30 protein-coding genes are annotated in these 25,805 nt (G+C 67.2%); 1 reads left to right on the top strand and 29 read right to left on the bottom strand.

The genetic code is table 11. From position 1 onward, the window contains the following. Position 1 precedes the first annotated feature (1 nt). From fliD to K7H93_RS04825, 17 genes are all read right to left on the bottom strand, one after another. Entirely contained in the window at positions 2–1,432 is a 1,431-nt protein-coding gene (gene fliD, locus K7H93_RS04905; RefSeq protein ID WP_230782730.1) for a flagellar filament capping protein FliD, read from the bottom strand. An 87-nt stretch (positions 1,433–1,519) separates the two neighbouring features. Continuing rightward, a complete protein-coding gene (locus K7H93_RS04900; protein ID WP_230782729.1) occupies positions 1,520–2,644 on the bottom strand; it encodes an EscU/YscU/HrcU family type III secretion system export apparatus switch protein in 1,125 nt (374 codons plus the stop codon). After that, positions 2,641–3,426, bottom strand: a complete 786-nt coding sequence (gene fliR / locus K7H93_RS04895) for a flagellar biosynthetic protein FliR (protein ID WP_230782728.1) — start codon at positions 3,424–3,426, stop codon at positions 2,641–2,643. The genes K7H93_RS04900 and fliR overlap by 4 nt, the downstream gene beginning before the upstream one ends. A 9-nt stretch (positions 3,427–3,435) precedes the next feature. Beyond that, the gene (locus tag K7H93_RS04890) at positions 3,436–3,708 is read right to left on the bottom strand and encodes a flagellar biosynthetic protein FliQ (protein WP_010233953.1); all 273 of its coding nucleotides are present in this window, start codon (positions 3,706–3,708) and stop codon (positions 3,436–3,438) included. Positions 3,709–3,717: 9 nt separating this feature from the next. Continuing rightward, positions 3,718–4,494 carry a flagellar type III secretion system pore protein FliP gene (gene fliP / locus K7H93_RS04885; protein WP_230782727.1) on the bottom strand — a complete coding sequence of 259 codons (777 nt, stop codon included), beginning with the start codon at positions 4,492–4,494 and terminating at the stop codon, positions 3,718–3,720. Further along, positions 4,491–4,814: a flagellar biosynthetic protein FliO gene (locus tag K7H93_RS04880; protein ID WP_230782726.1), complete on the bottom strand. Its 324-nt coding sequence runs from the start codon at positions 4,812–4,814 to the stop codon at positions 4,491–4,493. The genes fliP and K7H93_RS04880 overlap by 4 nt, the downstream gene beginning before the upstream one ends. Beyond that, a complete protein-coding gene (gene fliN, locus K7H93_RS04875; RefSeq protein ID WP_230782725.1) occupies positions 4,814–5,170 on the bottom strand; it encodes a flagellar motor switch protein FliN in 357 nt (118 codons plus the stop codon). The genes K7H93_RS04880 and fliN overlap by 1 nt, the downstream gene beginning before the upstream one ends. Before the next feature lie 3 nt (positions 5,171–5,173). Next, positions 5,174–6,070, bottom strand: a complete 897-nt coding sequence (locus K7H93_RS04870) for a FliM/FliN family flagellar motor switch protein (RefSeq protein ID WP_230782724.1) — start codon at positions 6,068–6,070, stop codon at positions 5,174–5,176. Beyond that, positions 6,067–6,657 (bottom strand): flagellar basal body-associated FliL family protein, encoded by a 591-nt coding sequence (locus K7H93_RS04865; RefSeq protein WP_230782723.1) that lies wholly within the window; start codon positions 6,655–6,657, stop codon positions 6,067–6,069. Before K7H93_RS04865 ends, K7H93_RS04870 begins: the two co-directional genes overlap by 4 nt. Positions 6,658–6,687: 30 nt before the next feature. Beyond that, complete coding sequence (locus K7H93_RS04860; protein WP_230782722.1) at positions 6,688–8,109, bottom strand: hypothetical protein; 1,422 nt, start codon at positions 8,107–8,109, stop codon at positions 6,688–6,690. A 76-nt stretch (positions 8,110–8,185) separates the two neighbouring features. Beyond that, the gene (locus K7H93_RS04855; protein WP_054526362.1) at positions 8,186–8,572 is read right to left on the bottom strand and encodes a hypothetical protein; all 387 of its coding nucleotides are present in this window, start codon (positions 8,570–8,572) and stop codon (positions 8,186–8,188) included. Further along, positions 8,562–9,893: a FliI/YscN family ATPase gene (locus K7H93_RS04850; protein WP_230782721.1), complete on the bottom strand. Its 1,332-nt coding sequence runs from the start codon at positions 9,891–9,893 to the stop codon at positions 8,562–8,564. The genes K7H93_RS04855 and K7H93_RS04850 overlap by 11 nt, the downstream gene beginning before the upstream one ends. A gap of 10 nt (positions 9,894–9,903) precedes the next feature. Beyond that, the gene (locus tag K7H93_RS04845) at positions 9,904–10,503 is read right to left on the bottom strand and encodes a FliH/SctL family protein (protein WP_230782720.1); all 600 of its coding nucleotides are present in this window, start codon (positions 10,501–10,503) and stop codon (positions 9,904–9,906) included. Next, on the bottom strand, positions 10,490–11,521 hold the full coding sequence (locus K7H93_RS04840; RefSeq protein ID WP_230782719.1) for a flagellar motor switch protein FliG: 1,032 nt from the start codon (positions 11,519–11,521) through the stop codon (positions 10,490–10,492). The genes K7H93_RS04845 and K7H93_RS04840 overlap by 14 nt, the downstream gene beginning before the upstream one ends. Next, positions 11,518–13,167, bottom strand: a complete 1,650-nt coding sequence (fliF, locus tag K7H93_RS04835; protein ID WP_230782718.1) for a flagellar basal-body MS-ring/collar protein FliF — start codon at positions 13,165–13,167, stop codon at positions 11,518–11,520. The genes K7H93_RS04840 and fliF overlap by 4 nt, the downstream gene beginning before the upstream one ends. Positions 13,168–13,170: 3 nt before the next feature. Then, a complete protein-coding gene (fliE, locus tag K7H93_RS04830; protein WP_054526358.1) occupies positions 13,171–13,536 on the bottom strand; it encodes a flagellar hook-basal body complex protein FliE in 366 nt (121 codons plus the stop codon). Then, positions 13,533–14,819: a sigma-54 interaction domain-containing protein gene (locus K7H93_RS04825; protein WP_230782717.1), complete on the bottom strand. Its 1,287-nt coding sequence runs from the start codon at positions 14,817–14,819 to the stop codon at positions 13,533–13,535. Before K7H93_RS04825 ends, fliE begins: the two co-directional genes overlap by 4 nt. Positions 14,820–15,054: 235 nt before the next feature. Between K7H93_RS04825 and K7H93_RS04820 the strand changes: the two genes are divergently transcribed. Next, a complete protein-coding gene (locus tag K7H93_RS04820) occupies positions 15,055–15,882 on the top strand; it encodes a flagellin N-terminal helical domain-containing protein (protein WP_230782716.1) in 828 nt (275 codons plus the stop codon). Positions 15,883–16,602: 720 nt separating this feature from the next. Here K7H93_RS04820 and K7H93_RS04815 read toward each other — a convergent pair. The 12 genes from K7H93_RS04815 to flgC are packed head-to-tail and all read right to left on the bottom strand — an operon-like array spanning position 16,603 to position 25,789. Then, the gene (locus K7H93_RS04815) at positions 16,603–17,424 is read right to left on the bottom strand and encodes a flagellar motor protein MotB (protein WP_197635357.1); all 822 of its coding nucleotides are present in this window, start codon (positions 17,422–17,424) and stop codon (positions 16,603–16,605) included. A gap of 1 nt (position 17,425) precedes the next feature. Further along, entirely contained in the window at positions 17,426–18,289 is an 864-nt protein-coding gene (motA, locus tag K7H93_RS04810; protein ID WP_010233987.1) for a flagellar motor stator protein MotA, read from the bottom strand. 27 nt (positions 18,290–18,316) lie between these two features. Further along, on the bottom strand, positions 18,317–19,237 hold the full coding sequence (flgL, locus tag K7H93_RS04805) for a flagellar hook-associated protein FlgL (RefSeq protein ID WP_010233989.1): 921 nt from the start codon (positions 19,235–19,237) through the stop codon (positions 18,317–18,319). Then, entirely contained in the window at positions 19,234–20,574 is a 1,341-nt protein-coding gene (flgK, locus tag K7H93_RS04800) for a flagellar hook-associated protein FlgK (protein ID WP_230782715.1), read from the bottom strand. The genes flgL and flgK overlap by 4 nt, the downstream gene beginning before the upstream one ends. Next, positions 20,574–20,909, bottom strand: coding sequence for a rod-binding protein (locus tag K7H93_RS04795; RefSeq protein ID WP_230782714.1), 336 nt, complete (start codon positions 20,907–20,909; stop codon positions 20,574–20,576). Before K7H93_RS04795 ends, flgK begins: the two co-directional genes overlap by 1 nt. Beyond that, entirely contained in the window at positions 20,906–22,003 is a 1,098-nt protein-coding gene (locus K7H93_RS04790) for a flagellar basal body P-ring protein FlgI (protein WP_230782713.1), read from the bottom strand. Before K7H93_RS04790 ends, K7H93_RS04795 begins: the two co-directional genes overlap by 4 nt. A 17-nt stretch (positions 22,004–22,020) precedes the next feature. After that, a complete protein-coding gene (locus tag K7H93_RS04785; protein ID WP_230782712.1) occupies positions 22,021–22,692 on the bottom strand; it encodes a flagellar basal body L-ring protein FlgH in 672 nt (223 codons plus the stop codon). 24 nt (positions 22,693–22,716) lie between these two features. Continuing rightward, the gene (gene flgG / locus K7H93_RS04780; protein WP_010233998.1) at positions 22,717–23,505 is read right to left on the bottom strand and encodes a flagellar basal-body rod protein FlgG; all 789 of its coding nucleotides are present in this window, start codon (positions 23,503–23,505) and stop codon (positions 22,717–22,719) included. A gap of 16 nt (positions 23,506–23,521) precedes the next feature. After that, the gene (locus K7H93_RS04775) at positions 23,522–24,262 is read right to left on the bottom strand and encodes a flagellar basal body rod protein FlgF (RefSeq protein WP_230782711.1); all 741 of its coding nucleotides are present in this window, start codon (positions 24,260–24,262) and stop codon (positions 23,522–23,524) included. Between the two features lie 4 nt (positions 24,263–24,266). Next, on the bottom strand, positions 24,267–25,076 hold the full coding sequence (locus K7H93_RS04770) for a flagellar hook-basal body complex protein (protein ID WP_230782710.1): 810 nt from the start codon (positions 25,074–25,076) through the stop codon (positions 24,267–24,269). A gap of 15 nt (positions 25,077–25,091) precedes the next feature. Then, the gene (locus tag K7H93_RS04765; RefSeq protein WP_010234007.1) at positions 25,092–25,400 is read right to left on the bottom strand and encodes a flagellar hook assembly protein FlgD; all 309 of its coding nucleotides are present in this window, start codon (positions 25,398–25,400) and stop codon (positions 25,092–25,094) included. After that, positions 25,397–25,789, bottom strand: coding sequence for a flagellar basal body rod protein FlgC (gene flgC, locus K7H93_RS04760; protein ID WP_010234009.1), 393 nt, complete (start codon positions 25,787–25,789; stop codon positions 25,397–25,399). The genes K7H93_RS04765 and flgC overlap by 4 nt, the downstream gene beginning before the upstream one ends. Positions 25,790–25,805: the final 16 nt, after the last annotated feature.

The following is a 25,805-nucleotide window of genomic DNA, read 5'->3' as shown; positions in this document are numbered from 1 at the left end:
ATCAGTTACGCTGCGAATTCCACACTTCGATCTGGCTCTTGAGGAAGTCCAGAGTCGATTGTGAGGATGTGATGCGGGCTTCCGAGGCGGAGAAACGGGCCACCATGGAGGAGCGCAGCGCCTCCTGTTTCTCGGCCAGTTCGGTAAGGTCTTCGCTGAGATCCTGCGACAGCGCGGTGTAGCGCGAGACCGATCCGGCGAGCGAGCCGGGGTCGCTCGACATCGCGTTGTTGCGCGCGATCCGGTCGATCGTTGCGAAGATCCCGTTGATGCCGGGTGTGAACATCGCCGCGACCGCTTCCGGGTCCTTGGCAAGCGCCTGTTCCAGCCGTGCACTGTCGAGCTTGAAAGTGCCGTCGCGCTGGATGCCGAGACCGAGCTCCGCGAGCGTGCGCGGAGTGCCCTCGGCGGCGTTGGGCATGATGACCTTGCTGCCGAGCGAGGAGAATTCGCGCCGCAGCGCACGCGCGCCGTAATCGCGAGCGAGGTCGCCGGTCAGCGGGTCGGTCGCCGAATTCAGCTCACCCGCAATCTCGTTCAGCGCGCCGACGATATCGGTCATCGCGCTGATGACCGCCGCCTTGGGATCGCCGAAGCCGATCGTGGTCGGGTTGCCCGGGTTGGTCCCGGTCAGGTCGAGCGAGAGGCCCGGCGCGGCATTTTCGATTTTATTGCCGGGGCTGGTGCGCTCCAGCCCGTCGAGCTTGTAGGCGGCATCGCCCGAGGTCGCGAGCAGGCGCGCAGGATCGTCTCCGGGTGCCCAGGCGAGATTGGCGAGGCCGGGATTTGCCGCATCCTCGTTCGCCTCGATCACGAAGCCGTTATTGGTGCCCTCTGGCCCCTTGAGGACCAGCTGTGCGCCGCTGGTGGTTTGCGAGACATAGGCGGTGACGCCCGATCCCTTGGCGTTGATCGCCTTCGCCACATCGGCCAGCGTTGCGCCAGCCGCGATGTCGATGGTGACCGCGTCCTTGGACGCGTCTGCGGTGAAGGCTGCATTGTCGGTCGCGCCGAAGCGGATCGTCAGCTGCCCCGCGCCGACCGTGTCGGTCGCGGCGGAAAAAGCCGGCCCGGCGAGGGTCTGCGCCTTGGCGAGCTGCGTCACTTCGAGCGAATAGGTGCCTTTGCCCGCGGTGCCGACCGGGGCGGAAACCCGGGCGATGGCCGAGTTGGCGATGCTGGGCTGGGCGGAGAGGTCGCCGGTGCGGACCCGGTCGCCCAGCGCGCTGGCGAAGCCCGACAGCATGTTGCGCAGCGTCGAGGCGAGCGAGATCTGCCGCTCGAGCACTTCGGACCGGCTTTCCAGCCGCTGCTGGCGCGGTTCGAACTGCGCGCGTGCCAGATCTTCCGCCAGCGCGACCATATCGGTCCCACTGCCGACGCCCAGACGGGTCGCGATCGAGGAGGCGGAGGCGGGGCGGGTCGTTTCCATCACCTGCAAGAACGGCAGGGCGCGGCGCGACTTAATGGCTGGCGGCGGTATTTTTCTGCCGCCACCGGGGTGCCCGGGAAGGGCGCGCTAGTTCAGCCGCCCATCCGCATCGAAGCGCAGCGCGACGGGCACCTCGATCGCGGGCAGCGGCGGCATTTCGCCGCGTTTGAGTGACAGGACATAGGCCAGCACGGCAGCGATCGCGCCGTACAGATCCTCGCAGATAACCTGCCGTTCGCGGCTGGTGAAATAGACCGAGCGCGCGAGCTGCGGATATTCGAGCGTGGGCAGGCCGAATTCGCGCGCCAGCTCCTTCATCGCCAGCGCCTTCTCCCCGCGCCCCTTGGCGAGCACGATCGGGGCGGAGGCTTTTTCCGGGTCGTAGGTCAGCGCAACCGCGAAGTGGGTCGGGTTGGTGATCACGAACTGCGCCTCGCGCATCGCACCCGAGACCGAGCCTGCGGCGATATCGCGCTGGCGTTGGCGGCGCGCGGACTTCGCTTCGGGGGAGCCTTCGCTCTCCTTGTTCTCGTCCTTCATTTCCTGATGGCTCATCTTGAGCTTCTTGTTCCGGCGGACCCACTGGATCGGCAGGTCGACCGCCGCGATCACCACCAGCCCGCCGCACAGGACGAGGAACAGCGAGATGACGGACCACCACGCGGTGGTCAGCTGCTGCGACAGGTTGCCGCGCCCCAGACCCAGCAGGTTCTCGTAGGAATAGCTCCACCACAGCGCCGCAAGCCCGCCCAGCAGCACCACCTTGAGAATGCCCTTGCCCATCTCGATCAGCCCGTTGGGACCGAACATCCGCTTGAGGCCCGAGGCCGGGTTGATCCGGGTGTGCTTGAATTCGAGGTTCTTGGCGACGAACCGCCCGCGCCCGAATGCCAGCTGGCTGAGCAGGGTGACGATGATCACCGGCACCGCGAGCGCGAAGATCGGCGGCAGCGCGGCGGTCAGCCCTTCGATCATCAGCCGGTCGGGCCGGAAATCGACGATCTCGCTCGAATCGAACTGGAAGCTTTCGCGCAGCAGGTTGGATATTTCGCTCAGCAGCCAAGGTCCGGCAAAGGCGAGCCAGGCCGCTCCGACCAGCATGACCGCTGCCGTGCCCAGATCCTTCGAGCGCAGCACGTCGCCCTTGTTCGCGGCATCGCGCAGGCGCTTCTCGGTTGGCGCAAATGTCTTCTCGCCCGCGGTCTCGCTCATGATGCCATCACGCTTTCGGCCTGGGCGAGCGCGACCTGCACCAGATCGGTGAACTGATCGTAGATCAGCGGGGCGGCGATGATCAGCGCGGCGATGCCCGCGAGCACGCCCGCGGGGAGGCCCAGCGCAAACAGGTTGAGCGAGGGGGCCGACCGGCTGAGGATGCCGGTGACGATCTGGACCAGCAGCAGGATCAGGGTGACCGGCAGCGCGATCCGCAGCGCGGTTTCGAACAAAGTGCCGCCGAACATGAAGATCGTCTCGAACCGCTCGGGCCCGATCCACGTCTGGCCCGGCGGGAACGCGCGATAGCTTTCGGTGACCAGCGCGAGCCAGTGCAGATGAGCATTGGTGGCCAGGAAGATCAGCGTCAGCACGATGATGAAGTACTGGCCGAAGGCGGTGGTGCTGCCGCCGCCATTGGGATCGGTCGTGGTCGCCATGCTCAGCCCCATGCTGCCGCCGATCACTTCGGCGGCGATGGTCGGCGCGGCGAAGGCGATCTGCAGGACGAAGCCCAGCATCAGGCCGACCAGCGCCTCACCCGCCAGCGCGAGCATGCCGTCCAGCGTCAGCAGGGCGGGGGGCGTGGCGACTTCGGGCAGCCAGATCGAAATGAAGATCGCCATCGCGCCGGTGAAGGAGATGCGGACGACCACCGGCACGTTGGACGCGCCGAAGAAGGGCGCGGCGAGCAGCGCGGCACCCACCCGGGTCATCAGGAACACGACCCGCCAGATGTCGGCCTCGAAACCGCCAAGTCCGAAATCGAGCGCGATCATGGCGCTGCTCTAATCCCCGATCCGGGCGATCTCGACGAAGATGTCCTGGGTAAAATCGGTCACCAGCGCCATCATCGATGCGCCCAGCACGACCAGCACGAAAGCCACCGCCGCCAGCTTGGGGACGAAGGTCAGCGTCTGTTCGTTGACCGAGGTCGCCGCCTGGATCAGCCCGATCACCAGGCCCAGGCCCAGCGCGGCGAGCAGGATCGGCGCGGCGACCAGCGCGGTGGTCCACAGCATCCGGTCGGCCAGCGAGAGAAGGACGGACATTTCATCCATTGGTCAGGTTCACACGAAGCTTGAGGCGAGGGAGCCCATCAGCAGCGACCACCCGTCCACCAGGACGAACAGCAGCAGCTTGAAAGGCAGCGAAACGAGCATCGGGCTCATCATCATCATCCCCAGGCTCATCAGGACGGAGGATACGACGAGGTCGATCACGAGGAAGGGCAGGAACAGCATGAAGCCGATCTGGAACGCGGTCTTCAGCTCGCTGGTCACGAAGGCAGGCAGCAGGATCGAGAAGGGCACGTCCTGCGGGCTGGCGAACTTGGGCGCATTGGCGATGTCGGCGAACATCTGCAGGTCGTTCTCGCGCGTCTGGCGGATCATGAATTTGTGAAATTCGCCCCCGGCGCGCTCGATCGCGACCTCGGCATTGATCTGCCCGGCAGAATAGGGCTCGATCGCGGCGGTGTTTACCCGGTCCAGCGTCGGGGCCATGATGAACAGCGAGAGGAACAGCGAAATCCCGATCAGCACCTGATTGGGCGGCGACTGTTGCAGGCCCAGCGCCTGCCGCAGGATCGCCAGCACCACGATGATCCGCGTGAAGCTGGTCATCATCAGCAGGATCGCGGGCAGGAAGGTCAGCAGCCCCATCACCAGCAGCAGCTGGAGCGAGAGGCTCAGCGGTTCGCCGCCCGCGCCGCCAAGCTCGCCGAATGCGCGGTCGAGCGCGCCTGCGGCGGCACTGTCGGTCGGCACGGCGGTGGCCGCCTGCGCGATCCCGGTATAGGCGAGCGCGCCGAGCGTGGCGGCCCATCTGGCGAGGCGTGCGATCACGCAGCGTGCTCCTGTGCGATGGTCGTGGAGCCCATGTCGCTAGCGGTAGCGGGCGTTTTGGCGCGCGCCGGAGCCTCGGCCAGACGGGTCAGCCCGCCCTTGGAGGTGGAGACGAGGATCTCACGCCCGTGAAACTCGATCACCGCGAGCCGCAGGGTGGGGGAGAGCATGGTGGTCTCGACGATGCGGACCGCTTTTTCCCCGCCACCGCCGGGTGCGCCCAGCTGGCCCTGCATCCGCTTGGCCAGCTTCAGGCTGCCCCAGATCATCAGACCGATCAGCGGCAGCAGGATCAGCAGCTTGAGGATGTAGAGCAGCATTACAGCTGCTCCACCGTGGGCGGCGGTGCGCGCCGGTCTTGGATCGGTGCGCCGTCCGCGCCGCGCACGGTCGGCTGCGGCGCGCTGGTCGGGGTGGACGCAGGTGCGCCCGCGCCGGAGAGTTCGAGGATGCGGATCGCGAAGCGATTGCCCTGCGCGACCACTTCGCCGCGCGCGATCAGGCGGCCATTGACCATGATGTCCAGCGGCTCGTCGGTCAGCCGGTCCAGTTCGACCAGGCTGTTCTCGCCCAGCGCCATTATCTCGCGCAGCGGCAGGTTCTTGCGTCCCAGCTCCACCGTCAGGCGAACGTCGATTTCCTGGATCAGGCCGTAGCCATCGAATGGCATGGTCATGGCTTAGATGTCCTTCGCAAGTGCGGTGTAGTGGATTTCGAGCGCGACCCGATCGTCGAGCGCGCCCACCGCCCCGAGGGCGATGGTGATGTCGGCAATCGACAGCGGAACGCTGCGATGGATCGAGACCGGCAGCAGCGCGCCGACCTGCAATCCGGCGATCCGGTGCAGCGGCAGCGTCATGTCGACCAGCGTCGCGGTCGCGGTCATCTCGACATGGGCGAGCGGCGAGCGGTCGAGCGGCAGTTCGCCCAGCGTGCGGCGGACCGGCTTGCCCCCGGGCGCCTCACCCGCGAACTGGACGAAGGTGGTCTCGCACACCGCGATGGTGAGCATGAACTTGGGTGTATCGGGCCGGCTGACCGCGAAGGTCGCCAGGTGGACCGGCGCCTGCGCCGAGGACGGCACGATCTGGCGCAGCACAGTCCCGCGGGCTGCAGCGGCCAGATCGTCCCGGCCGCTGGCCTCTGCACAGGCGGCGAGCACTTCGCCTTCGATCTGGCGCGAGAAGCGATCGGCGGAGGCGGGCAGGACGCGTGCGTCTTCGGGCGCATCGCCGTCACCACCCAGCATCCGGTCGAATTCGCCGATCAGCGCGCCGATCTTGGCGCTGGCGAGGATGCCGAGCCCCTTCACCGGCAGCGCGAAACGCGCGTGGTGCATCCCCGAACCCAGCGTCTCCCCCAGCGCGTCCGCCGCGCAGGAGGCGGTGTCGACCAGTTCGACTTCGAGCTTGCGGGTATCGAACAGCGCGGCGAAGCGCGGCTGGAGCGCGCGGGCGAGCCGGGTACCGAGCCGTGCGAAGTCGCCCGCGACGTCGATCGTCTCGAGCGAGTTCGACAGCAGCTGCTCGCAGTGCTGCGCGGTGCGGGTGCCGGAGGGTGCCGCGGTTTCGATCATTGGATGATCAGCGAGCGGAAATAGACGTTGTCGACCCCGCCGAAGCCTTCGTGCGCGATCAGCTCGTCGTTGATCGCCTTGGTCAGGCGCTGCTGCAGCTTTTCCTTGCCCTGTGCGCTGGAAAGGTCGGCGGCATCGGTGGAGGCGAGTTCGACCAGGATGCGCGAGCGGATCGCAAGTTCATGGTCGTGCAGCCACATCAGCACGCGCCCGTCCTTATGGGTCGAGGCGGCGAGGCTGATCTGGACGAGGTCCATTCCGCCCGCGAGGTTGGAGGTGAATTCGTCCTGAAATTCGTAATAGGCGGTGCGGTACTTGCTGCCGCCCGATCCGTGGACGACCTTGCCCTCTTCCTCGCCCTTCTCGCTCTTGACGGCGTAGGGGTCTTCCTCGCCCTTCAGCACGTATTCGGGGCCGGTGTCTTCCTTCTTCTCGGCGGCGCCGCCGATCATGCCGGTGGCGAAGGCGGCATAGGTGCCGCCGCCCCCTGCGCCGAGCAGGACGATGGCCATCAGCAGCATCTTCATGAAGCCGCCCTTCTTCTTCTTGGGCGCGTCGTCAGCGGTCGTCTGGGCGTCGTTGCTCATGGTTAATTCCGTCTAGGTTCTGATGGTTAATCAGGCGTAAATTCCGCCGTCGGATTTCGGGCCCGAGCCGGGCTGGCCGGAGCCTGCGCCGGGGCCGGTGTCGCGGCCCGCCTGACGCGCATTGTCGCGCCGGTCGGACTGGCCATCGCCCGCAGCGCCGGAGTGGCGCGCATCGGCCTGGCCGCCGTGCGTCGTGCTGCCACCCTGCGCGCCCGCCTGCTGCTGGTGCTGCTGGGGCGGGGCCTGCTGCGCTTCCGGCGCGCGGATATGCGGGCGGTCGGCGGCGAGCGCCGCGGCGAGCGATCGCTGCGTTTCATTGTCCTGTGCGGAGACCTGCACATCCAGCGTGCGGCCGCTGGTCTCAAAGGTCAGCGACAGATTGCCGAGTTCCTTGTGCGCGAGCGAGACGGTCGCACTGCCACCGCCCGCACTGTCGCGCGCGGCGGCGATCCGGTCGACCAGCGCGGCCAGTTCCGGGAAGCCGGGCATGGCGTTGGCGGTGCCGCTCGTAGCGCCCAGCGGCGCGTGCGTTGCGGCTCCGGGCGCGGCACCCGCGACGAGCGCGGCGGTGCCGGTGGGTGAGGATGTGCCTGCCTGCTGACCATCGGTCGCACCGGCCCGCTCGGCGGCGCGCACGTTGATGCTGAAGCCCTGCTGCGCGCCGTCCGTATCGGCCTTGCCGGAGGCGGCGGTGGAGGCGAGTTTCGTGGCGAGCCGACCTGCCGCCTCGCCCTTCGCATCGCCGCGCTGCGCGCCGTCGCCCTTGCTCTCACCTTTGCCCTCGCCGGGGGCGGAGCCCTCCTCTCCCCTGGTGGCCAGCGCCGTCGGATCGAGCGCGGTGGCGGTGCCTGCGGCACCCGCTGTACGACCGGCGGGGGAGGCACCAGCTGCCTGATCGCCGCCGGGCTGCGCGGAGCCCGTTGCGCCCGCAGGTATCGTCAGCCCGCGCATCGCCAGCAGCGCGAGCGGTTGCGCCGCACCGGTGCCTTGCTGCGTCGTCGCCGCGCCGTCCTGTGTCGGCTCTGCCTTTGCAGCGCCGTCGCTCTCCGTGGGCGAAATGGGCGAGGCAACGGCAATATCGGGCTGCGCATCCGGCAAGGTCTTGCCGGGTGCTGCGGCAATTGCCGTGGCCTTGCCGGTCTCGCTCGGCGTCGCGGTGTCGATGTTGGGCGTGCTAGAAGTGGTGGGAATGGCGACCGCTATCGGCAGCCCGCCAGCGTCGCTCGCCAGCGCCTGCGGGTCGGCCCCGTCGGGCAGGGCGTCATCGCCGCCACCGCCCTCAACCGGCGCATCCGCGCCCTCTGCATCGCTTTCTGTGGCCGCCTTGCCCAGCGCCTCGGCGAAGGCACCGCGGAGCGTGCCGCCCGGCTCGAGCGGTGGCAGCCCGTCGAGCGGGAAGCCGGGAATGCGGGTCGATTTGGCGATGCCGAGGTCTAGGAATAGCGCTGTCATTGGGGTTCCCGTCTCCAGTTCCGCACGCGCTATTCAAGATGCGTGCCAAAGCGGGGAAGGGGCGGGAATCGGGCGCTCAGCGCGCGGCCAGCTTTTCCCGCAAGGTGGACGCGGCGGCCCGGTAATCCTCTTCCGCACGGCGGCGGCGGCGTTCGGTCTGGGCGAGCGCGGCGAGCGATGCCTCGGACTGGTTGCGCGCATCGCGGGCGTGACGTTCCGCCGTCGCGCTCAGATCGCGCAGCTGGCTGCTCATCGCGCCCGAGCGGCGCAGGCTCTGCGCATCGGTCGCGTCGGTCAGCGAGGCGTAGTGGGTGGCCAGCGCACGGGTCTTGGCCGACACCGCGTCGAGCCGGGCGCGCTGGGCCTCCGCCTCCGCAGCGGCGAGCGCGGACTGGCGCTGTTCGACCGTGCGGACCCTCTCGATCAGCCGGGTCCGCCTGTAGCGGCGCTGCTCAGGCGTCATCCGCCATCAGCTCCTCAAGCTGGCCGACCGCCTCGAACAGCCCGACATGTTCGGCGATATCCTGGCCGAGGAAGGCGGACATGCCGGCGTGCATCGCGATCGCCTTGTCGAGCGTTGCGTCCTGCCCCGGACGATAGGCACCCATCAGCACCAGATCGCGGTTTTCCTCGTAAGTGGCGTTGAGCGCGCGGAATTTGCGTGCCGCGACGACATGCGCCGGGGGCACGATGTCGTTCATCACGCGGCTGAGCGACGCGCCGACATCGACCGCAGGGTAGCGCCCGCGCTGGGCGATGTCGCGCGAGAGCACGATATGCCCGTCGAGGATCGAGCGGGCGGTATCGACCACCGGATCGTTCTGGTCGTCGCCATCGGCGAGCACGGTGTAGATCCCGGTGATTGCCCCGCCGGTCTCGGCGGAATTGCCCGCGCGTTCAATCAGCTTGGTGATGGTCGAAAGCGCAGAGGGTGGGTAGCCGCGCGCCGCGCCGGGCTCGCCCAGCAGCATTCCGATCTCGCGCGCGGCGTGGGCCACGCGGGTCAGGCTGTCGAGGATCAGCAGCACCTTCTTGCCCTGGCTGCGCATTTCTTCGGCGATCGAGGTCGCCAGCATAGCACCGCGCAGGCGCAGGTTGGCCGCATGATCGGCAGGCACCGCGACGATCGCGGTCCGCTCCCCCGCAGGGCCGTTCATGTGGCGCGACACGAAGTCCGAGACTTCGCGCGCGCGCTCGCCGATCAGGCCGACCACGATCGCGTCGGCTTCCGCGCCACCCACGATCATGTCCATCAGCACCGATTTGCCGACGCCCGATCCCGCCATGATCCCCACGCGCTGGCCCACGCCGAGCGTGGTCAGCGCGTTGAGCGAGCGGATGCCGGTATCGAATGGCTGGGAGACGCTCGCCCGGTCGAGCGCGCCGGTCCGCCACCCGCCTGCGGGCCATTCGCGCCGTGCGAGCACTGGCCCGCCGCCATCGATCGGCTGGCCCGACGCATCGACCGCGCGCCCCAGAAATTCGCGCCCTACCGGGACCATCCCGGGGCGCCCTTCGGGGCGGACCATCGCGCCCGGGCGCAGCAGCACGGTGTCGCCCAGCATCATCATGATCGTGTTGCCGTTGCGAAAGCCGATCGCCTCGGCAAAATGGCGTTGCCCGCCGCCATGGACGATCAAGCAGACACTGCCGATCGGCACGCCCAGCCCGCTGACCTCGATCAGCCCGCCATCGCAGGCGGCCACGCGGCCGAAGCGGCGCGGGGCGAGGTCGACCGACCCGCCGGAAAAATCGCCAAGCGTCTCGTCGATCAGGTTCAGCATTACCGGGCCTTCAGCATTGCGAGAGCGCTTCGGCGATCGCCTGGCGCCACTGGCCGGGGCCATCCTCGACCCCGCCGTCCTCGGTATCGATCCGCAGCCCGCCGCGTTCGATCGACGGATCAGCCAGCAGGGTCAGCGCAGGATCGACCAGCGGCTGGACCAGCGCGAGGTCGGTCGGATGGATCCGGATCACGCGCTCGTCGGTCTTGCGCTGGAGCAGCGCGGCGGCGGCCTCCACCCGGCGGGCAAGCCCTTCGGTGTCGAGCGCGAGCGGCAGCACCGCATCCTCGCACAGCGCGATCACGGTTTCCTGCAGGCGTTCGCGCAGCGCCTGCGCGCTGTCCTCGTCGAAGCGCGCGAAGGCGAGTGTGATCGCTGCGCGCGCGGCGTCTTCCTCCGCGCGGATCGCGGCCATTTCGCGCATCGCAGCGTCGCGGCCTTCTTCGTATCCCCTCGCATGCGCCTCGGCCACCGGATCGCTCTTTGCAGGCGCATCGGAATTGGCGGCATAGGCGGGCTGCGCCTGCGTGTGCGCGCCCCGGAACGTGGCGTTGGGGGTGAACCCGCGCCGCTCCCGCAGCTGGGTGACCGGCAGCCTATACGTAGTCATCGTCGGCATCGCCCATGATCAGATCGCCGTCGGCGATCAGGCGCTTGGCGATCGCGATCACCTCGCGCTGTGCGGAATCGACATCGGCGCGCTTGATCCGGCCCATGGTCTCGATCTCGTCGCGCAGGCCGTCTGCCGCGCGGGTTGACATCGCGGCGTAGAAGATCTCGCGATCCTCCTCGTCCAGCCCGCGCAGCGAATTGATGAGCGTCTCGTTCTCGATTTCGCGCAGCAGCGTGCCGATCTGCTTGGTGTCGAGCGTGAAGAGGTGCTCGAACTTGAACATCTCGTGTTCGAGCTGCTGGTGGAGCACCTTGTCGATCTTGCCGATCTTGGGCATCACTTCCTTTTCCACGCTGCGATGCGCGCGGTTGATGATCTCGGCCGCTTCCTTGACCCCGCCCATGGTGATGGGGACCGAGCCGTGCAGCTTCTCGATCATCGCATCGATGGTCTCTTCCAGGATTGTGATCGCCTGACGCGACACCGGGCCGAGCCGCGCGACCCGGTGCAGCACCGGCGTGTGCAGTTCGCGCGGCAGCGCGGCCAGCGCGGCGGCGGCGGTATCGGTATCGAGCTGCAGCAGCAGCACCGCGATCGCCTGCGGATGCTCGTCCACCAGCAGGTCGGCGATGACCTCCGGATCGAGCCAGCGCAGGATGCCGAGCGCGGCGGAAGGTTCTTCCTTCTGGTCGGGTGCGACCTGGCGGATCAGGCTGTCGGCCTTCATGTCGCCGACCGCGCTGGTCAGCATCCGCTTGACGCTGTGGACCCGCCCGTGGGCGGAGATGCTGCCATTGTCGATCGAGCGGGAGAAGCCGGAGATCGCCTCGGCAATGGCGCTCGGGTCGATCTCGCCCAGGCTGCACATGCGTGCGGCGAGCTGGCGCAGTTCCTCCGGCGCGAGTTGCGAGAGGATGCCGGTGGCGTCCTCCTCGTTCATCAGCATGACCATGATCGCGGCCCGGTCGATCCCTGCGGTCGGGCCCGTGGCCGGGGTGGCGGCGAGATCGCTCATCGTGCGGCCTCACTCGTCACCGGCTCGGCGAGCATGCGCCTGAGCGCGAGTACCGCGTCGTCGGGCTGCTCGCGCGCGATCCGCTGGGCGAGCTGGATCTGCGCGTCGAGGTCTTCCCGGTCGAACCCGCTGGCAGGCAGCATGATCTGCGCCGCGCCATTGGCGGCGTTTGCGTCTGCGCCTGCCTTGTCGCCCTTTGTTCCCTTGCCTTTGAGCATCTTGAGCGCAGGGCGAACCGCCAGCAGCAGCACCAGCAGCACGGCGAGCAGGGCGACCGCGTTGCGCACGACCATCGCGAACCAGCCGGTCTCGTAGAAGGCCGGCTTGTCGACCACCGCTTCGGTGAAGGGGCGGATCATCACGGTGACCTTGTCGCCGCGCGCATCCTGCGCGCCGACCGCTGCGGAAACCAGTTCCTCGATCTTCTTGATGTCGGCGGCATTGGCATTGGCCATCGCGTTCTTGTCGATTGCAACCGCGACCGAAACCCGCTTGAGCGCGCCGGGGGTGAGGTTGGAGACCGAGACTTCGCGGCCCAGTTCGTAGGTGCGCGATGCGGAGGTGTCGCCCATCGTCTGCGCGCCGTCGGCGGGCGGGGTATCCTGCGGTGCGCGGTCCGCCAGTTGCGGATCGGCGGGCGGGGTGTTGGCCGTCGCCCCCGGGATGCCCGCGGCGGGAGCCTGCGAGGTCGAGCTTTGCTGCGTCGTCTCGCGGCGGATCGCGCCGTCCTTGTCATAGCTTTCGCGCGCCGAGGTGACCTCGTTCATGTCGAGTTCGACCTGGACCTGGCTGGAAAAGGCGTCCGCCCCGATCATCGGGGAGAGCAACTGGTCGACCTGCGCGGTCAGCTTGGCTTCCATCTGGGTCTGCAGGTCGAGCCGTTCGTTGCCAGCACCCTCGCGCTTGTCGGTCAGCAGCTTGCCGTGCTGGTCGACCACGCGCACCGCATCGGGCGAGAGGCCCGGCACCGATCCGGCGACGAGGTTGACGATCGCGGAGACCTGACTTTCGGCGAGTTCGCGGCCCGGAGCCATCCGGACCATGATCGAGGCCGAAGGCGCGACGTTCTCGCGTACGAAGACCGATCGTTCCGCCTTGGCGATATGCACGCGGACGCTCTCGACCCCGTCGATTTCCTGGATCGTCAGCATCAGCTCGCGTTCCTGCGCGGCGCGCAGGCGGTCGCCTTCCAGCGTGCGGCTGGCGCCCAGCGGCAGGTTCTCGATCATCTGGGCACCGGTTTCCGGCGCGGCGATCGAACCGTTGGAGGCAACCACCATGCGCGCGCGATACAGATCGCTCTCGCTCACGCTGAGCGCGCCGGTGTCGTTATTGATCTGGTAGTCGATCCCCGCCTGGTCGAGCGTGGCGACCACCGAGGCCCGGCTCGCATCGTCGAGCGAGGAATAGAGCACGCGTTGCGGGCCGGGGGCGAGGGTCGCCCACAGCAGCGCGGCAATGCCGAGCCCGGCCATGCCGACGAACCACGGCAGGGCCTTCTTCACGACCGGCTGCGCGGCGAAGGCACGGGCGCGCTGGCCCATATTGCCCTGGCCGTTCATCAGCGGCTCCAGCACGGAGCCTTGACCGGGTGGATGAGACCCAGCAGCGCCTTGCGGCGCGTTGGCGGGAACCAGACCGGCCATCTATCAGACCCCCATCCGCATGATTTCCTGGTAGGCGCTGAGCAGTTTGTTGCGCACCTGCAGGGTTGCTTCGAAGGCCACGCCCGACTCCTGGCGGGCGAGCATGACCTTGGCGATGTCGGTTTCTTCGCCGCGTTCGTAGGCGGCGGTGATCTCGCCCGAGCGCGTCTGCGCGGCGTTGACGCCGTCGAGCGCGCTGCGCAGCGAATCCGCGAACCCGCCATTATCCTGTGCGGGCTGCGCCTCGGTCGGCGCGGCAGTCTTGTCCTGGTGCAGCTCCTGCAGCACCTGTGTGCGGTCTATGATCTGCTGGCGCAGCGCCATCACCTGATCGATCGCGCCGCCACCATTGCCGGATACGGGGTTCATCGTGCGCCTCCCACGGCGATGCCGGCCTCACGGAAGGAGGCGAGGCGATAGCGCAGCGTGCGTTCGGAGATGCCGAGCTGCTTGGCGGCTTCGGCCCGGCGGCCGTTGCACGCATCGAGCGTCTGCATGATCGCGTTGGCTTCGGATTCGCGGACGATCTTGGACAGCCTGCGCGCACCGCTCGGTGGGACTTCGTAGACCCCCTGATAGACCGGCGGCTGGCTCTGCGGTTCGGCGCGTTCCTGCGCGGCTACCGACCGGACCGGCGTGTCGAACACGATATGTTCGTTCGCAATCGAGTCCTTGCCCGAGGAAAGCAGCAGCGCTCGGCGGATGACGTTTTCAAGCTCGCGGACATTGCCCGGCCACTTGTGCGCCTTGAGCGTGGCGAGCGCGGCTTCGGACAGCCAGGGAATCGCCTGGCCCTTGGTGCGGTGACGCAGGATCATCGCGAAGGCGAGCGGGGCGATATCGCCGGTCCGCTCCGCCAGCGGGGCGAGCGTCATGGGAAAGACGTTGAGGCGATAGAACAGGTCTTCGCGAAAGCGCCCGGCGGCGACTTCGCCCGGAAGGTCGCGGTTGGCGCAGGCGATCACCCGCACATCGACCTTCACCGGGCTGGTCGCGCCGATCGGCACCACCTCGCCTTCCTGCAGCGCGCGCAGCAGCTTGGCCTGCAGCGACAGCGGCATTTCGGCAATTTCGTCGAGCAGCAGGGTGCCGCCGTCGGCGGCGCGGAAGAAGCCTTCGCCGGTCGCGTTGGCGCCGGTGAAGGCGCCTTTCTCGTGCCCGAACAGCAGCGCTTCCAGCATCGTTTCGGGGATTGCGGCACAGTTGACCGCGATGAAGGGCTGGTCGGCGCGGGCGCTGCGCTGGTGGATGAACTTGGACAGCACTTCCTTGCCGGTGCCGGTCGGCCCGTGGATCAGCACGGGAATGTCGGTCTGCGCGAGCCTGTCTGCCAGTGCAATCACCGCGAGCGAGACCGGATCTGCGGCGACCGGCCCGCCATTGGCGCACAGCATTGCGACCAGTGCGGCGATGGTCGTTTCGTGACCCGGATCGCTATAGGTCAGGTGCCCGCCCTTTCCGGCCAGCGCGATAGAGGCGCTATCTGATCGTTCTATGACGATCGTGCGGCCTTCGTGGCTGCTCTTGGGGTCGGCTGCATCGGCCAGCAGAACCGGTCGTTCGAAAAACAGCGATGTTGCGATGCCCGTCAGTCTCGATGCGACGGCACCATGTTGCCGCGTGAAACGCGCGCTCTCGTTAACCCCAATCATGCTGACCCCGTTCAACCCTTATTATGCCCCTTTGGTCGAGGCACGTTTTTGCCGGTGGACGCACAAAATATGGTTACTTTTAGTCGGAGTGTTTTCCTCACCGGTAGAAATACCCATACGGTGAATCTTTCCGATCGCAGCCCTTAACTTCCTCGTTTCCCTGCCGGTCTTGGTCCCAGCTGCTGCGAACCGATCCACCCCGAGGCAGCGATTTTTTGTCAGGGAGACTTTGGAAATGAGCGTTATCAACACGAACATCAGCGCGATGAAGGCGGCCAACGCATCGTCGTCGGCCAACAAGGCACTGGGCACCGCGATGGAGCGCCTGTCCACCGGCAAGCGCATCAACTCGGCCAAGGACGACGCCGCCGGCCTCGCCATCGCCACTTCGATGACCTCGCAGGTCCGCGGCATGTCGCAGGGCATCCGCAACGCGAACGACGGCATTTCGATGGCGCAGACCGCAGAAGGCGCGCTGAACGAAGTGACCAACATGCTGCAGCGCCAGCGCGAGCTGACCGTTCAGGCTTCCAACAACACCTACTCGGCCGACGATCTGGCCAACCTGAAGTCCGAAATGGACGCGCTGAACACGCAGATCAGCAATGTGCTGGGCAACACCGAGTTCAACGGCCAGAAGTTGTTCGACGCCTCGGCGGGCACGGCCGGCGTCGTGACCATTCAGGCGGGTGCCAACGAAAGCGACACGGTCGATATCGACCTCTCGACCGACCTTACGTCCGACGCTGATCTGGCTGCTGCCGCCGCTGTCGACGTGACCGCGCTGGCGGCTGGCGACATCGCCCTGTTCGATGCCGCGATCAAGGTTGTCTCGACCACCCGCGCTGGGCTGGGTGCCTCGCAGAACCAGCTGGAATCGGCGGTCACCAACCTCAACAACAACATCACCAACCTCTCCGATGCGCGTTCGCGGATCGAAGACACCGACTACTCGACCGAAACGACTGCACTGGCGAAGGCGCAGATCCTCAGCCAGGCATCGGGCGCAATGCTCTCGCAGGCCAACCAGAGCCAGCAGAACGTGCTTTCGCTGCTTCGCTAAGCTTTCACTTCCAACCACAACCAAAGGCACCTGGCCCGTCGCTTTCGAGCGGCGGGCCATTTGCTTATGGACCGCACCCGCCGCTGCACCCGGGGCGGCATCCGGCGCGCAGCGTTCGCGCTTCGGCGCAGCCCTCCGTCCCCAGCGGGCGATCCGGTCGAGCTGGGGAACACGGTCGGGCAAGGTGCGCGCGCTCCGGTGCGCTACGCGCCAAGCGCGATGCCGCGCATCAGGGCACCCGGCGGAGAACAATCGCCAGCGCCATGACGCGATCGAGGCGCAGTGTCCTCACCCGCTCCCGATCGGCACGGCACCATTGCAGCACCGTGGCGTTGCGCGCTTCTGCTTAGCCAGCACGAACCAAGGCACTTGGCCGCGAGTGGGATCGTGTGCGAAACATCGCCGACCAGTGAGCGGCTCGACAAGCTTGCGGGTGGGGAGGGGGAGTGTGCGCCGTGGCAACGCGGATGGGAATGCCCATGCCACCGGACGGCAGCCCGCTGCCGGTTCTCACGAACGGGGCTGGTCAGAGGGCGCGGACGAGCTGCGAGGCAAGCTCATCTTTACCATCCGCATTAACGACGTTGGTGACTTGAAGAGCGATAACGGCCTGCAATCAACCGCCGAGACGGTTTCGGCGGGCGATTGGGTAAAGCATTGTCTCGCCCGTCTGGCGGTGGTTTCCCTTGCGGGCCTCCGCCGACGGGCGAGTGCAGTGGCTCAGTTCGCGAGGACGATCGAGATCCGGCGGTTGCGCGGATCGGACGGATTGTCCTTCACCAGCAGCTCGGTATCGGCGACCCCTTCGATCCGGCGGAAGCTGTCGTCGGGGATGCCCTCGTTCATCAGCGTCTGACGGGTCGCCTCGGCGCGCCCGGCGGAGAGCGACCAGTTGTTGATCCGGCCCGGGTTCTTCCACTTCAGGCTGTCGGTATGGCCGCGCACGATGATCTCGCGCTTCTCCGGCTCGATCGCCTGTGCGATCGCGGCGAGCAGCTCGGCAGCGTCGCGGGTCAGCACAGTGGTGCCCAGGTTGAACATCGAGAAGTCGGCATCGTCGACCAGGTCGATCCGCACGCCTTCGGTGGTGTCGACCATCTTGATCTGGCTCATCAGCTTGGCGAGCCGGGGGTCTTTTTCGAGCCTGTCCTTGGTCCGCGAGGTGATCCTCTCGATCATCCGCGCGGCTTCCTTGGGCCCGCCCATCGCATCGCGCGGCACGGTCAGCCCCTTGTTGCCGGTCTGCCCCTGGCGGTTGGGATAGTCGTCGACATCGGTCAGTGATGCGCCCGACAGCAGGCCGTTGGCACCCGCGCCGCTATCCTTGATCTTGACCAGCGTGGGGGTGAAATAGTCGGCCAGCCCGCGGCGCTGATCCTCGGTGGTTGCGCCCAGCAGCCACATCAGCAGGAAGAACGCCATCATCGCGGTCACGAAGTCCGCATAGGCGACCTTCCACGCACCGCCATGGTGCCCGCCTTCGACCACTGTCACCTTCTTGACGATGATCGGGGGGAGATTGTCACCCTTGGCGGCGGCCATCTCAGCGACCCCGCAGCGCGTCGAGCAGTTCGGTCAGGCCCGGGCGCACCGTGTGGCCGAGGCTGGAACGCGCGCTTTCCACTACCAGCGGCTGCGGGTGGCCGTAGAGCGAGGCGATGATCACCTGCTTGACCGCATGGAAGATCTGTTCGTCCTGCTCGATCACCTGCTTGAGCCGTGTGGCGAGCGGGCCGACCATGCCATAGGCGAGCAGCACGCCCAGGAAGGTGCCGACCAGTGCCGAACCGATCATCTCGCCCAGGATCTCCGGCGGCTTGTCGATCGAGCTCATGGTCTTCACCACCCCCAGCACGGCGGCGACGATGCCCAGCGCGGGCAGCGCGTCGGCCAGCGTCTGGAGCGCGTGCTGCGGCTCGTGCAGCTCGTGGAAATGGGTCTTCATCGCATTGTCCATCACCTCTTCCACCGCATGGGTTTCGAGGGTGCCGGACGAGACGACGAGCAGCGTCAGCGTGTCGCTGATCAGACTGATCAGCGCGTGGTTCTTCATCAGGTTGGGATAGGCGCTGAAGATGGTTGAGTTTTCGGGCTCGTTGACATGGCTTTCCAGCGCCACCGGGCCATCCGTCTTAAGCACCTTCATCAGCTGCGTGGTCAGCGCGATCGCGTCGATATGGTCCTGCTTGTCATGCTGTGGGCCCTTGAAGATCTTCATGAACGCGCCGCCGATCGCCTTCAGGTGGGCGAGCGAGTTGCCCGCGATGGTCGCGCCGACCGCCGCGCCGCCGATGATCATCATTTCATAGGGCAGCGCGTGCAGCACCGGGCCCATCGCCCCGCCGCTGATGACGAAGCCGCCGAAGACCAGGACCAGCAGAATGACGATGCCGATAATCGCGTACATGAATCAGTATCCCCCTAAGCAGCGCGATCAGCGCAGCATCGAAAACAGGTTGAGATTGGCGAGACGCACGAAGCTGGCCTGGCTGGCTTCGAGCACGGTCATCATTTCCTGAAGCCGGGTCATGGTGACCGCCGGATCGGCGCCGCCCATGACCGAGCGTTCTTCCGTAATCCGTTCGACATTATCGACCCGCCGCTCGCTCATGATCTCGAGCCAGGCCATGCGCGAGCCGAGCACGGTCTGCGCGGTGGTGACCTTGTCGAACCCGGTGTCGAGCGTGGTCAGCGCGTCGCGCGCGGCATCCGCCGCGCCAGCGCCGCCCGTCCGCAGCGCGGTGCTGAGCGAGGCAAGCTGTGCGAACAGATCGGTCGGTGCGCCGCCCGCATCGGAGAACGCGAACACGTCCTGCCCGGTCATCCCCGGCTGGATCGTCTGGCCTTCGCCGATCTCGACCAGGTCGAGCGTGGGCGTGCCGGCATAGGTCGCCGCCCCGGTCACCGGATCGATATCATAGGCATTGCCGACCGCCTGTCCGCCGAACAGCGAATGGCCCGAGGCATTGCGGCCATTGGCAAGGCCCAGCAGGCTTTCGCGCAGGCCATCCAGCTCGGTCGCGATAGAGGCACGCTGATCGTCGCTGGTGGTGGCGTTGGCCGCGTGCAGCGCGAGTTCGCGCGCGCGGCTGATCATGGTCGCGATCTGGCCCAGCGCTTCGTCGGTGAAGCGCATGTTGTTTTCGGCCTGGTCTGCATTGCGCGTATCGACCGCGGTGACCCGCTCCTCGCGGTCGAGCATGCGCAGGCGCGCCGCGGCGACCGGATCGTCGGACGATCGCTCTAGCCGCTCTCCGGTGCCGATCTGCTTTTGCAGGCTCTCCGCGCGCGAGCGCAGCGATCCGATCTGGGTGGCGGAGCGTTCGTAGAAGGCACCCGTGCTAAGACTAATCATCGGCCAATCCCCAACAGGGTGTCGAAAATATCGCTCGCCACCTGCATCGCCTTGCCCGAGGCCTGGAAGGCCTGCTGGTAGCGGATGAGGTTGGCGGCTTCGTTGTCCAGATCGACGCCCGACTGTTCTTCCAGCGCGATCCGCGCGGAGGACGCGATGGTTTCCAGCGCGCTCTGGGTCACGGTGCGCCCGGCGACCTTGCTGGAGACGTCGAACAGGATCGAATTGAGCCCCTCGGCCGGATTGGCCGCGCTCAGCGCCTGGCGCATTTCGGCGAGGTTCTGCTGGTCGCGCGAGCCTGCGGGCGATCCCGCGGGGGCGGTGGCGAGACCTGCGCCACTCGCCATCGCGACGCGCAGCGTGGCAGCGGTGGTGCCGGAAAAGATCGGCTGGCCTGCGGTACCGTCGAGCGCGACGCCGTTGGCCTGCGCGGTGTTGATCGCAGTGGCGATGGAGCTGGCGATGCCGTCCAGCCGGGTGGCGACGGCGGCCAGATCGCTCAGCGCGAGCGATGCACCCGTCAGGCTGCCCGAGCCGGGATTGAACGGCGCACCGTCGATCGCGAAGGCCAGCGTGCCGTCGGCATTCGTGGTTGAGGTCAGCGTGGCCGCGTTCCCGCCGGACACGAACGCGGTGCCCGGCGATGCGCCGAGGGCCACGGTTACGGTCCCGTCGGGCGCGAAGGAGGTGTTCACATTGGCAAAGCCGCTCATCCGTTCGAGCAGGCTGTCGCGCTGGTCGAGCAGGGCGGCCTGATCATTGCTGCCCGCGCCCGCGCGCGCCAGCCTCAGGTTCACCCGCGAGAGTTCGGCGGCATAGGTGTTGAGGTTGTCGACATCGGCGTTTGCGTCGAAGCGCAGGCCTTCGCCGGCCGAGGCAAGGCTGGAGGCGGTGATGTTGAACTTGCTGGCCAGCGTTTCCGCCTGCCCGAGCACCGCCGCGCGTCGAGCGCTGTCGGTCGGATCGCCCGCCAGCTGCTGCAGCGCGGCCTCGAACTCGACGATCGAATCGAACAGGCCCGACTGTTCGACCGCCGCCTCGATATTCTGCAGGCCACCCAGCTCCACATTCGCGCGCTGCAGGTCGGCATTGGTCCGGCGCAGTTCCGCCTGGCGGAAGGCATCGGCGTTGCGGCGGACCTGCGCGATGCGCGAGCCGGAAACGGATACGTCGCCGCCCCGGCCCGCGATGCTGCCGCCCGAGACCTCTTCGATCCGGACCGACCGGCGCACGTAACCATCGCTCGACGCGTTGGCGATGTTGTTCGCCGTCACTTCGAGCGCGGCGCGTGCCGCGCGTGCGCCACTGGCGCCGATGGAGAGGAGATCGGAGGCCATTATCCCTTGTCTTCCGGTTCGGGTTGAGCGGGGAGGAAGCGTTCAAGCTGCCGTTCGATCGCGTCGGCGAAACCGAGCTGGCCCGATTTCGCGGTCAGATCGGCAAAGCGCTCGTCGCGCATCTCGGTGAAGGTATCGTCGCTGCCTTCGAACAGGTCGTTGCCGCCGAAATCGGTCTTGCGCGCGCTGGCCAGCATCTGGCGCAGCAGCACCGCCTCGAACGCCTGCGCCGCCTCGCGCAGCTCGGCGCGCTGATCGGCTGCATCGCTGCGCGTACCGCCCAGCGGGGTCGGCGCGCGGGTGAGCGAGAAATCGATCGGGGCGAGCGCGCTCATATGATCACCACCTCGGCGGTCAGCGAGCCGGCCTGTTTGAGTGCGTCGAGAATGGCGACCAGATCCGCTGGGCTCGCGCCCAGCATGTTGAGCGCATCGACCACGTCGGCAAGGTTGGCCCCGCCGGGCAGCGCGGTCACGTAGCCGCCGTTCTGGCGCGCCTCGATATTGCTGTTCGGCTCCAGCGCGGTCTGCCCGCGAGAGAACGGCGCGGGCTGCACGATCGTCGGGTTCTCGTCGATCCGCACCACCAGGCTGCCGTGGCTTACTGCGGCAGGCGCAAGGCGCACCGCGCTGGAGATCACGATCGTACCGGTGCGGGAGTTGACGATCACCTTGGCCGCGCGCTCTGCGGGCGTGATGTCGAGCATCTCGATCTCGGCCATCAGCGTCGCGCGGGTATCGGCACCGGGCGGCAGCATCAGTGCGAGCGTCACCGCATCCTCGATCCGCGCCATGCCCGGAAATCGATCGTTGATCGCATCGCGCACGCGGCTGATGGTGAGGAAGTCGGCGTTGAACATGTTCCAGCGCAGCACTTCCGAAAAATCGAAATTGGTGCTGACCGCACGCTCCACGCTGGCCCCGTCGGAAATGCGGCCCACCGTCGGCACGTTGACGGTCAGCTTGGACCCGTCATTGGCGGAGATGCCGAGACCGCCGACGGTCAGGTTGCCCTGCGCCATCGCGTAGATCTCGCCGTCGGCACCGTAGAGCGGGGTCAGGATCAGCGCGCCGCCGCGCAGGGACTTGGCCTTGCCGATGGTCGATACGGTGATGTCGATCTTCTGGCCGGGCTTGGCGAAGGCGGGCAGTTCGGCGGTGATGATCACCGCGGCGGCGTTCTTGAGTGCCGGGTTGACGCCGGGCGGCAGTTGCAGGCCGAGCCGGCCCGAAACGCCGCGCATCGCCTGGGTGGCGTAGGCGAAATTGTCGTCGCCCGTGCCGTCCAGTCCGACGACGATGCCGTAACCGGTCAGCTGGTTGGAGCGGACCGACTGGAACTGTCCGATGTCGCGCACGCGCTCTGCCGAGGCATTCGCGGGAAGGGCGAAGGCGCACAGGGCGGCGATCAGCAGGAAGAATCGGTTCATGGCTCTCGGGCTCCGGATCAGAACGGCGACACGATGGAGAAGAAGCGCGACAGCCAGCCGGGCTTGCCCGCCCGCTGCACCGCGCCCTTGCCGCTGTAGGCGATCTGCGCGTCGGCCACGCGGATCGAGGCGATGCGGTTGTCCGCGTCGATATCGGACAGGCGGATGATGCCCGACAGCTGGACCCATTCTTCGCCCTGGCTGAAGTTCATGACCTTCTCCCCGCGGACCAGCGCGGTGCCGTTCGGGCGCACTTCCGCGATGGTCACGGTCAGGTCGCCGCGCAGGCTGGAAGTCTGTGCCGCGTTGCCCGCGCCGGTGAAGGATGCGTCGGCGGAGGCGTTGAGATCGCCCGGATCGACCGGGATGAAGTCCGGCAGGTCGAGCCCGGCATTGCCGTCGCGCTGGGTCTTGCCGCTGGTCGCCTTGGTCGTGCTGGTCCGCTCGATCAGGACGATGGTGACGAGATCGCCCACGCGTGCGGCGCGGTTGCCGTTGTAGAGCGGGGCGTAGCCCTGGCTCGCCTGATAGATCGCGCCGTCATTGCCGTAGGTGACCGCGGCCACCTGCTGCATCGGCGCGGCGGGCGGCGGGGGCAGCGTGGCGCTGAACCCGGCCGGGCGCGTATCGCCCGCGCACGCGGCGAGCGACATGGCGAGCGGGATGGCGAGGAGGATGCGGATATTCATGAAAGCGGGCCTCGAGCGGTCTGATTAAAGGGTCTGGTTCGCGTTGCGCAGCATCTCGTCGACTGCCGAGACCATCTTCGAACTGATTTCGTAGGCGCGCTGCGCCTCGATCATCGCGACCAGTTCTTCCACGATGTTGACGTTGGAGCCTTCCAGCATGCCCTGGCGGATCTGGCCGCGCCCGCCTTCGCCCGCGATGCCCAGTTCGGCAGCGCCGCTGGCGGCGGTTTCGGCGAGGAAGTTGTCGCCGATCGCCTGCAGTCCGGACGGGTTGGTGAAGCGCGCGATCTGGATCTGGCCCAGCTCGGTCGGTTCGGATTCGCCGTTGATGGTGGCCGACACGGTGCCGTCGGGGGCGATCGCGATCGCGCTCGCGCCTTCGGGCACGGTGATTTCGGGCTGCACGGCAAAGCCCTGCTGGGTGACCAGCATGCCTTCGGCGGAGCGAGTGAAATTGCCCGCGCGGGTATAGCCGGTACGGCCGCCCGGCATAGCGATCTGGAAGAAGCCGTCCCCGTCCAGCGCAAGGTCGAAGGCATTGTTCGTGGTGTCGAGCGTGCCCGCCGTCATGATCTGGCTGGTCGACTGGACCGCGACGCCGGTGCCCAGGTTCAGGCCGGTGGCATAGGCGGTCTCGCCCGAGGACTTCTGCCCGGCGACGCGCGCATCCTGATAGGCGAGCGTCGCGAAATTGGCGCGGTCGCGCTTGAAGCCGGTGGTGCCGACGTTGGCCAGGTTGTTGGCGATGACACGCATGCGCGCGTCCTGGGCCTCGAGCCCGGTACGGGCGACCTGGAGTGCGGATGTGGGCATGTCCTAAATCCTCTAGTTAGGTAAGACGCATGAGCTGTGCGCCGCTCTCGTCGAGCTGGCGCGCGGTTGACACGAGTTTGGAGCGCATGGCGAAGAGGCGCTGCTCTTCGATCATCGCGACCAGCACTTCGGTCGGCTTCACATTGGATTGTTCGAGCGCGCCGGAGTGGACCCGCGCTTCTTCATCGAGGGGCAGGATGCCGCCGCCTTCGACCCGGAACAGCCCGTCCAGCCCCTTGGCGATGGGCGAACCTTCCCAGCTCGCCAGCTTGATCCGGCCCACTTCGGCGGGCGGTGCCTCGGGCGCGTCGGGATCGCTGCGGGTCACCGTGCCGTCTTCGGAAATGGAAATGCGGCCACCCGGCGGGACCGTGATCGGTCCCGTGTCCCCCAACACCGGGTGGCCGTCCCCCGTCACCAGCAGCCCGGTCGCGGAGATCGAGAGGTCTCCGCGGCGCGTATAGGCTTCGGTGCCGTCGTCCGCCTGCACCGCCATCAGCGACTTGGTCGCGATGGCGAGGTCGAGATCGCGGCCGGTCTCGATCACTTCGCCGCCCGTCATATCCGCACCGGTCACCCGCGCGACCTGCATCGATCGCGCCTCGTTCGGGTGCCCTTCGATGGTCATCGCGCGCTGTTCGATCAGCTCGGCCCGGAACCCCAGCGTATTGGTGTTCGCCATGTTGCTGGCGATCGCCCGCTGGCGGTCCATCGAGGCCTGCATGCCCGAAAGCGCAGTGTAGATCAGGCGGTCCATCTGATTAGGTCCGCAGGTTGATGACGGTCTGCGAGATCTGGGTCGCAGTGTCGATCGCCTTGGCATTGGCCTGGAAATTGCGCTGCGCGGTGATCAGGCCGACCAGTTCCTCGGCGATATCGACGTTCGAGCGCTCCAGCGAGCCTGACAGCAGCGCGCCATACTGGCCGTTGCCCGGTTCGCCGTAGCTGGCGGCGCCGGAAAAGCCGGTCGATTCCCAGTTGGACGAGCCGACCGGCTTGAGGCCGTTGGGCGCCATGAAGGTCGCCAGCGCGACCATCCCGACGGGCTGGTTCGAACCATCGGCGTAGGATGCGCGGATGACCCCGTCGCTTCCCACCGTCACCCCGGCATATTCGGCGCCGGCGGCGTTGGTCACCGGAATCTGGACATCCTGCAACGCGTTCGAGGTCGGATCGCCATTGGCATCAACCGCGTAGGCCTGAAGACGGTTACCGTCATTGTCGACGATCCCGCCGCTCTCGTTGATCGTGAACGAGCCTGCGCGGGTATACAGCGTGCCGCCGTTCTCGCCGCGCATGGTGAAGAAGCCGTCGCCGGTAATCGCCATGTCGAGCGCGGAGCCGGTCTGTTCGATCGGGCCGAGCGAGAAGTTCTGCGTGATCGCCTCGACCGAGGAGCCGATGCCCTGGATCGTACGCGGATTGCTGAGCGCGGACCCGGCGACGATTTCCGCAAATTCGGTGCGCCCGCGCTTGAAGCCGTAGGTTTCCGAGTTGGCGATGTTGTGCGCGATCGTGCCGAGCGAGGACTGCGCGTTCTTGAGGCCGTTGAGCGAGGTATAGAAGGACATGTGAAGGCTCCTTTATTAGGCGTCGTTCGCGGCCGGGCTTGCGCCGTCGACCTCGGTGGCTGCGATCAGCGCGTCGAGCTTCTCGACGATCTTCTCCAGCGTGGTGTTGGTTTCTGCCGTCCCGGCGAGCGAGGAGAACTGGGCCATCTGCGCCAGCATCTCCTTGTTATCGACCGGCTCGAACGGGTCCTGCTGCTGCATCTGCACGGTCAGCAGGCGCAGGAAGTCGGCCTGGCCCAGCTGGTCCATGGTGCGCCCTTGGGTGTTCGTGTTCGGCTTGCTCGAGGCGGATGTCGCGCTCGCAAATGGGTTCACGCTGGTCATTTCATCCTCATCGTTTCGAGCATCAGCTGCTTGGCGGTGGACATGGCTTCGACCATGTTGCTGTACTGGCGCGAGGCTTCGAGCATCTCGATCATCTCGGCGTTCTCATCGACCGGCGCTTCCCACACATCGCCGTTCTCGTCGGCGAGCGGGTGGCCCGGATCGTGGCGACGCACCGGCGCGGTGTCGGAGCGTACGACGCGATCGACACGGACCGAGCTGAGGCCGCTCTGCTTGTCGAGTTCCTCGGCAAAGACCGTGCGGATCGGGCGGTAGGCTTCGTCTGCGGAGCCCGCGACGCTGCCCGCATTGGCGAGATTGGACGCGGCGGCGTTCATCCGGACCATCTGCGCGGACATCGCGCGGTAGCCCATCTGGAACATGCTCATCGGTCCGCTGGCGTTT

Origin of the sequence: Citromicrobium bathyomarinum, from assembly GCF_021021475.1 — a bacterium.
Lineage (GTDB): Bacteria > Pseudomonadota > Alphaproteobacteria > Sphingomonadales > Sphingomonadaceae > Alteriqipengyuania > Alteriqipengyuania bathyomarina.
The sequence above is the reverse complement of the archived record's forward strand: the minus strand, read 5'-3'. Positions and strand labels throughout refer to the sequence as shown.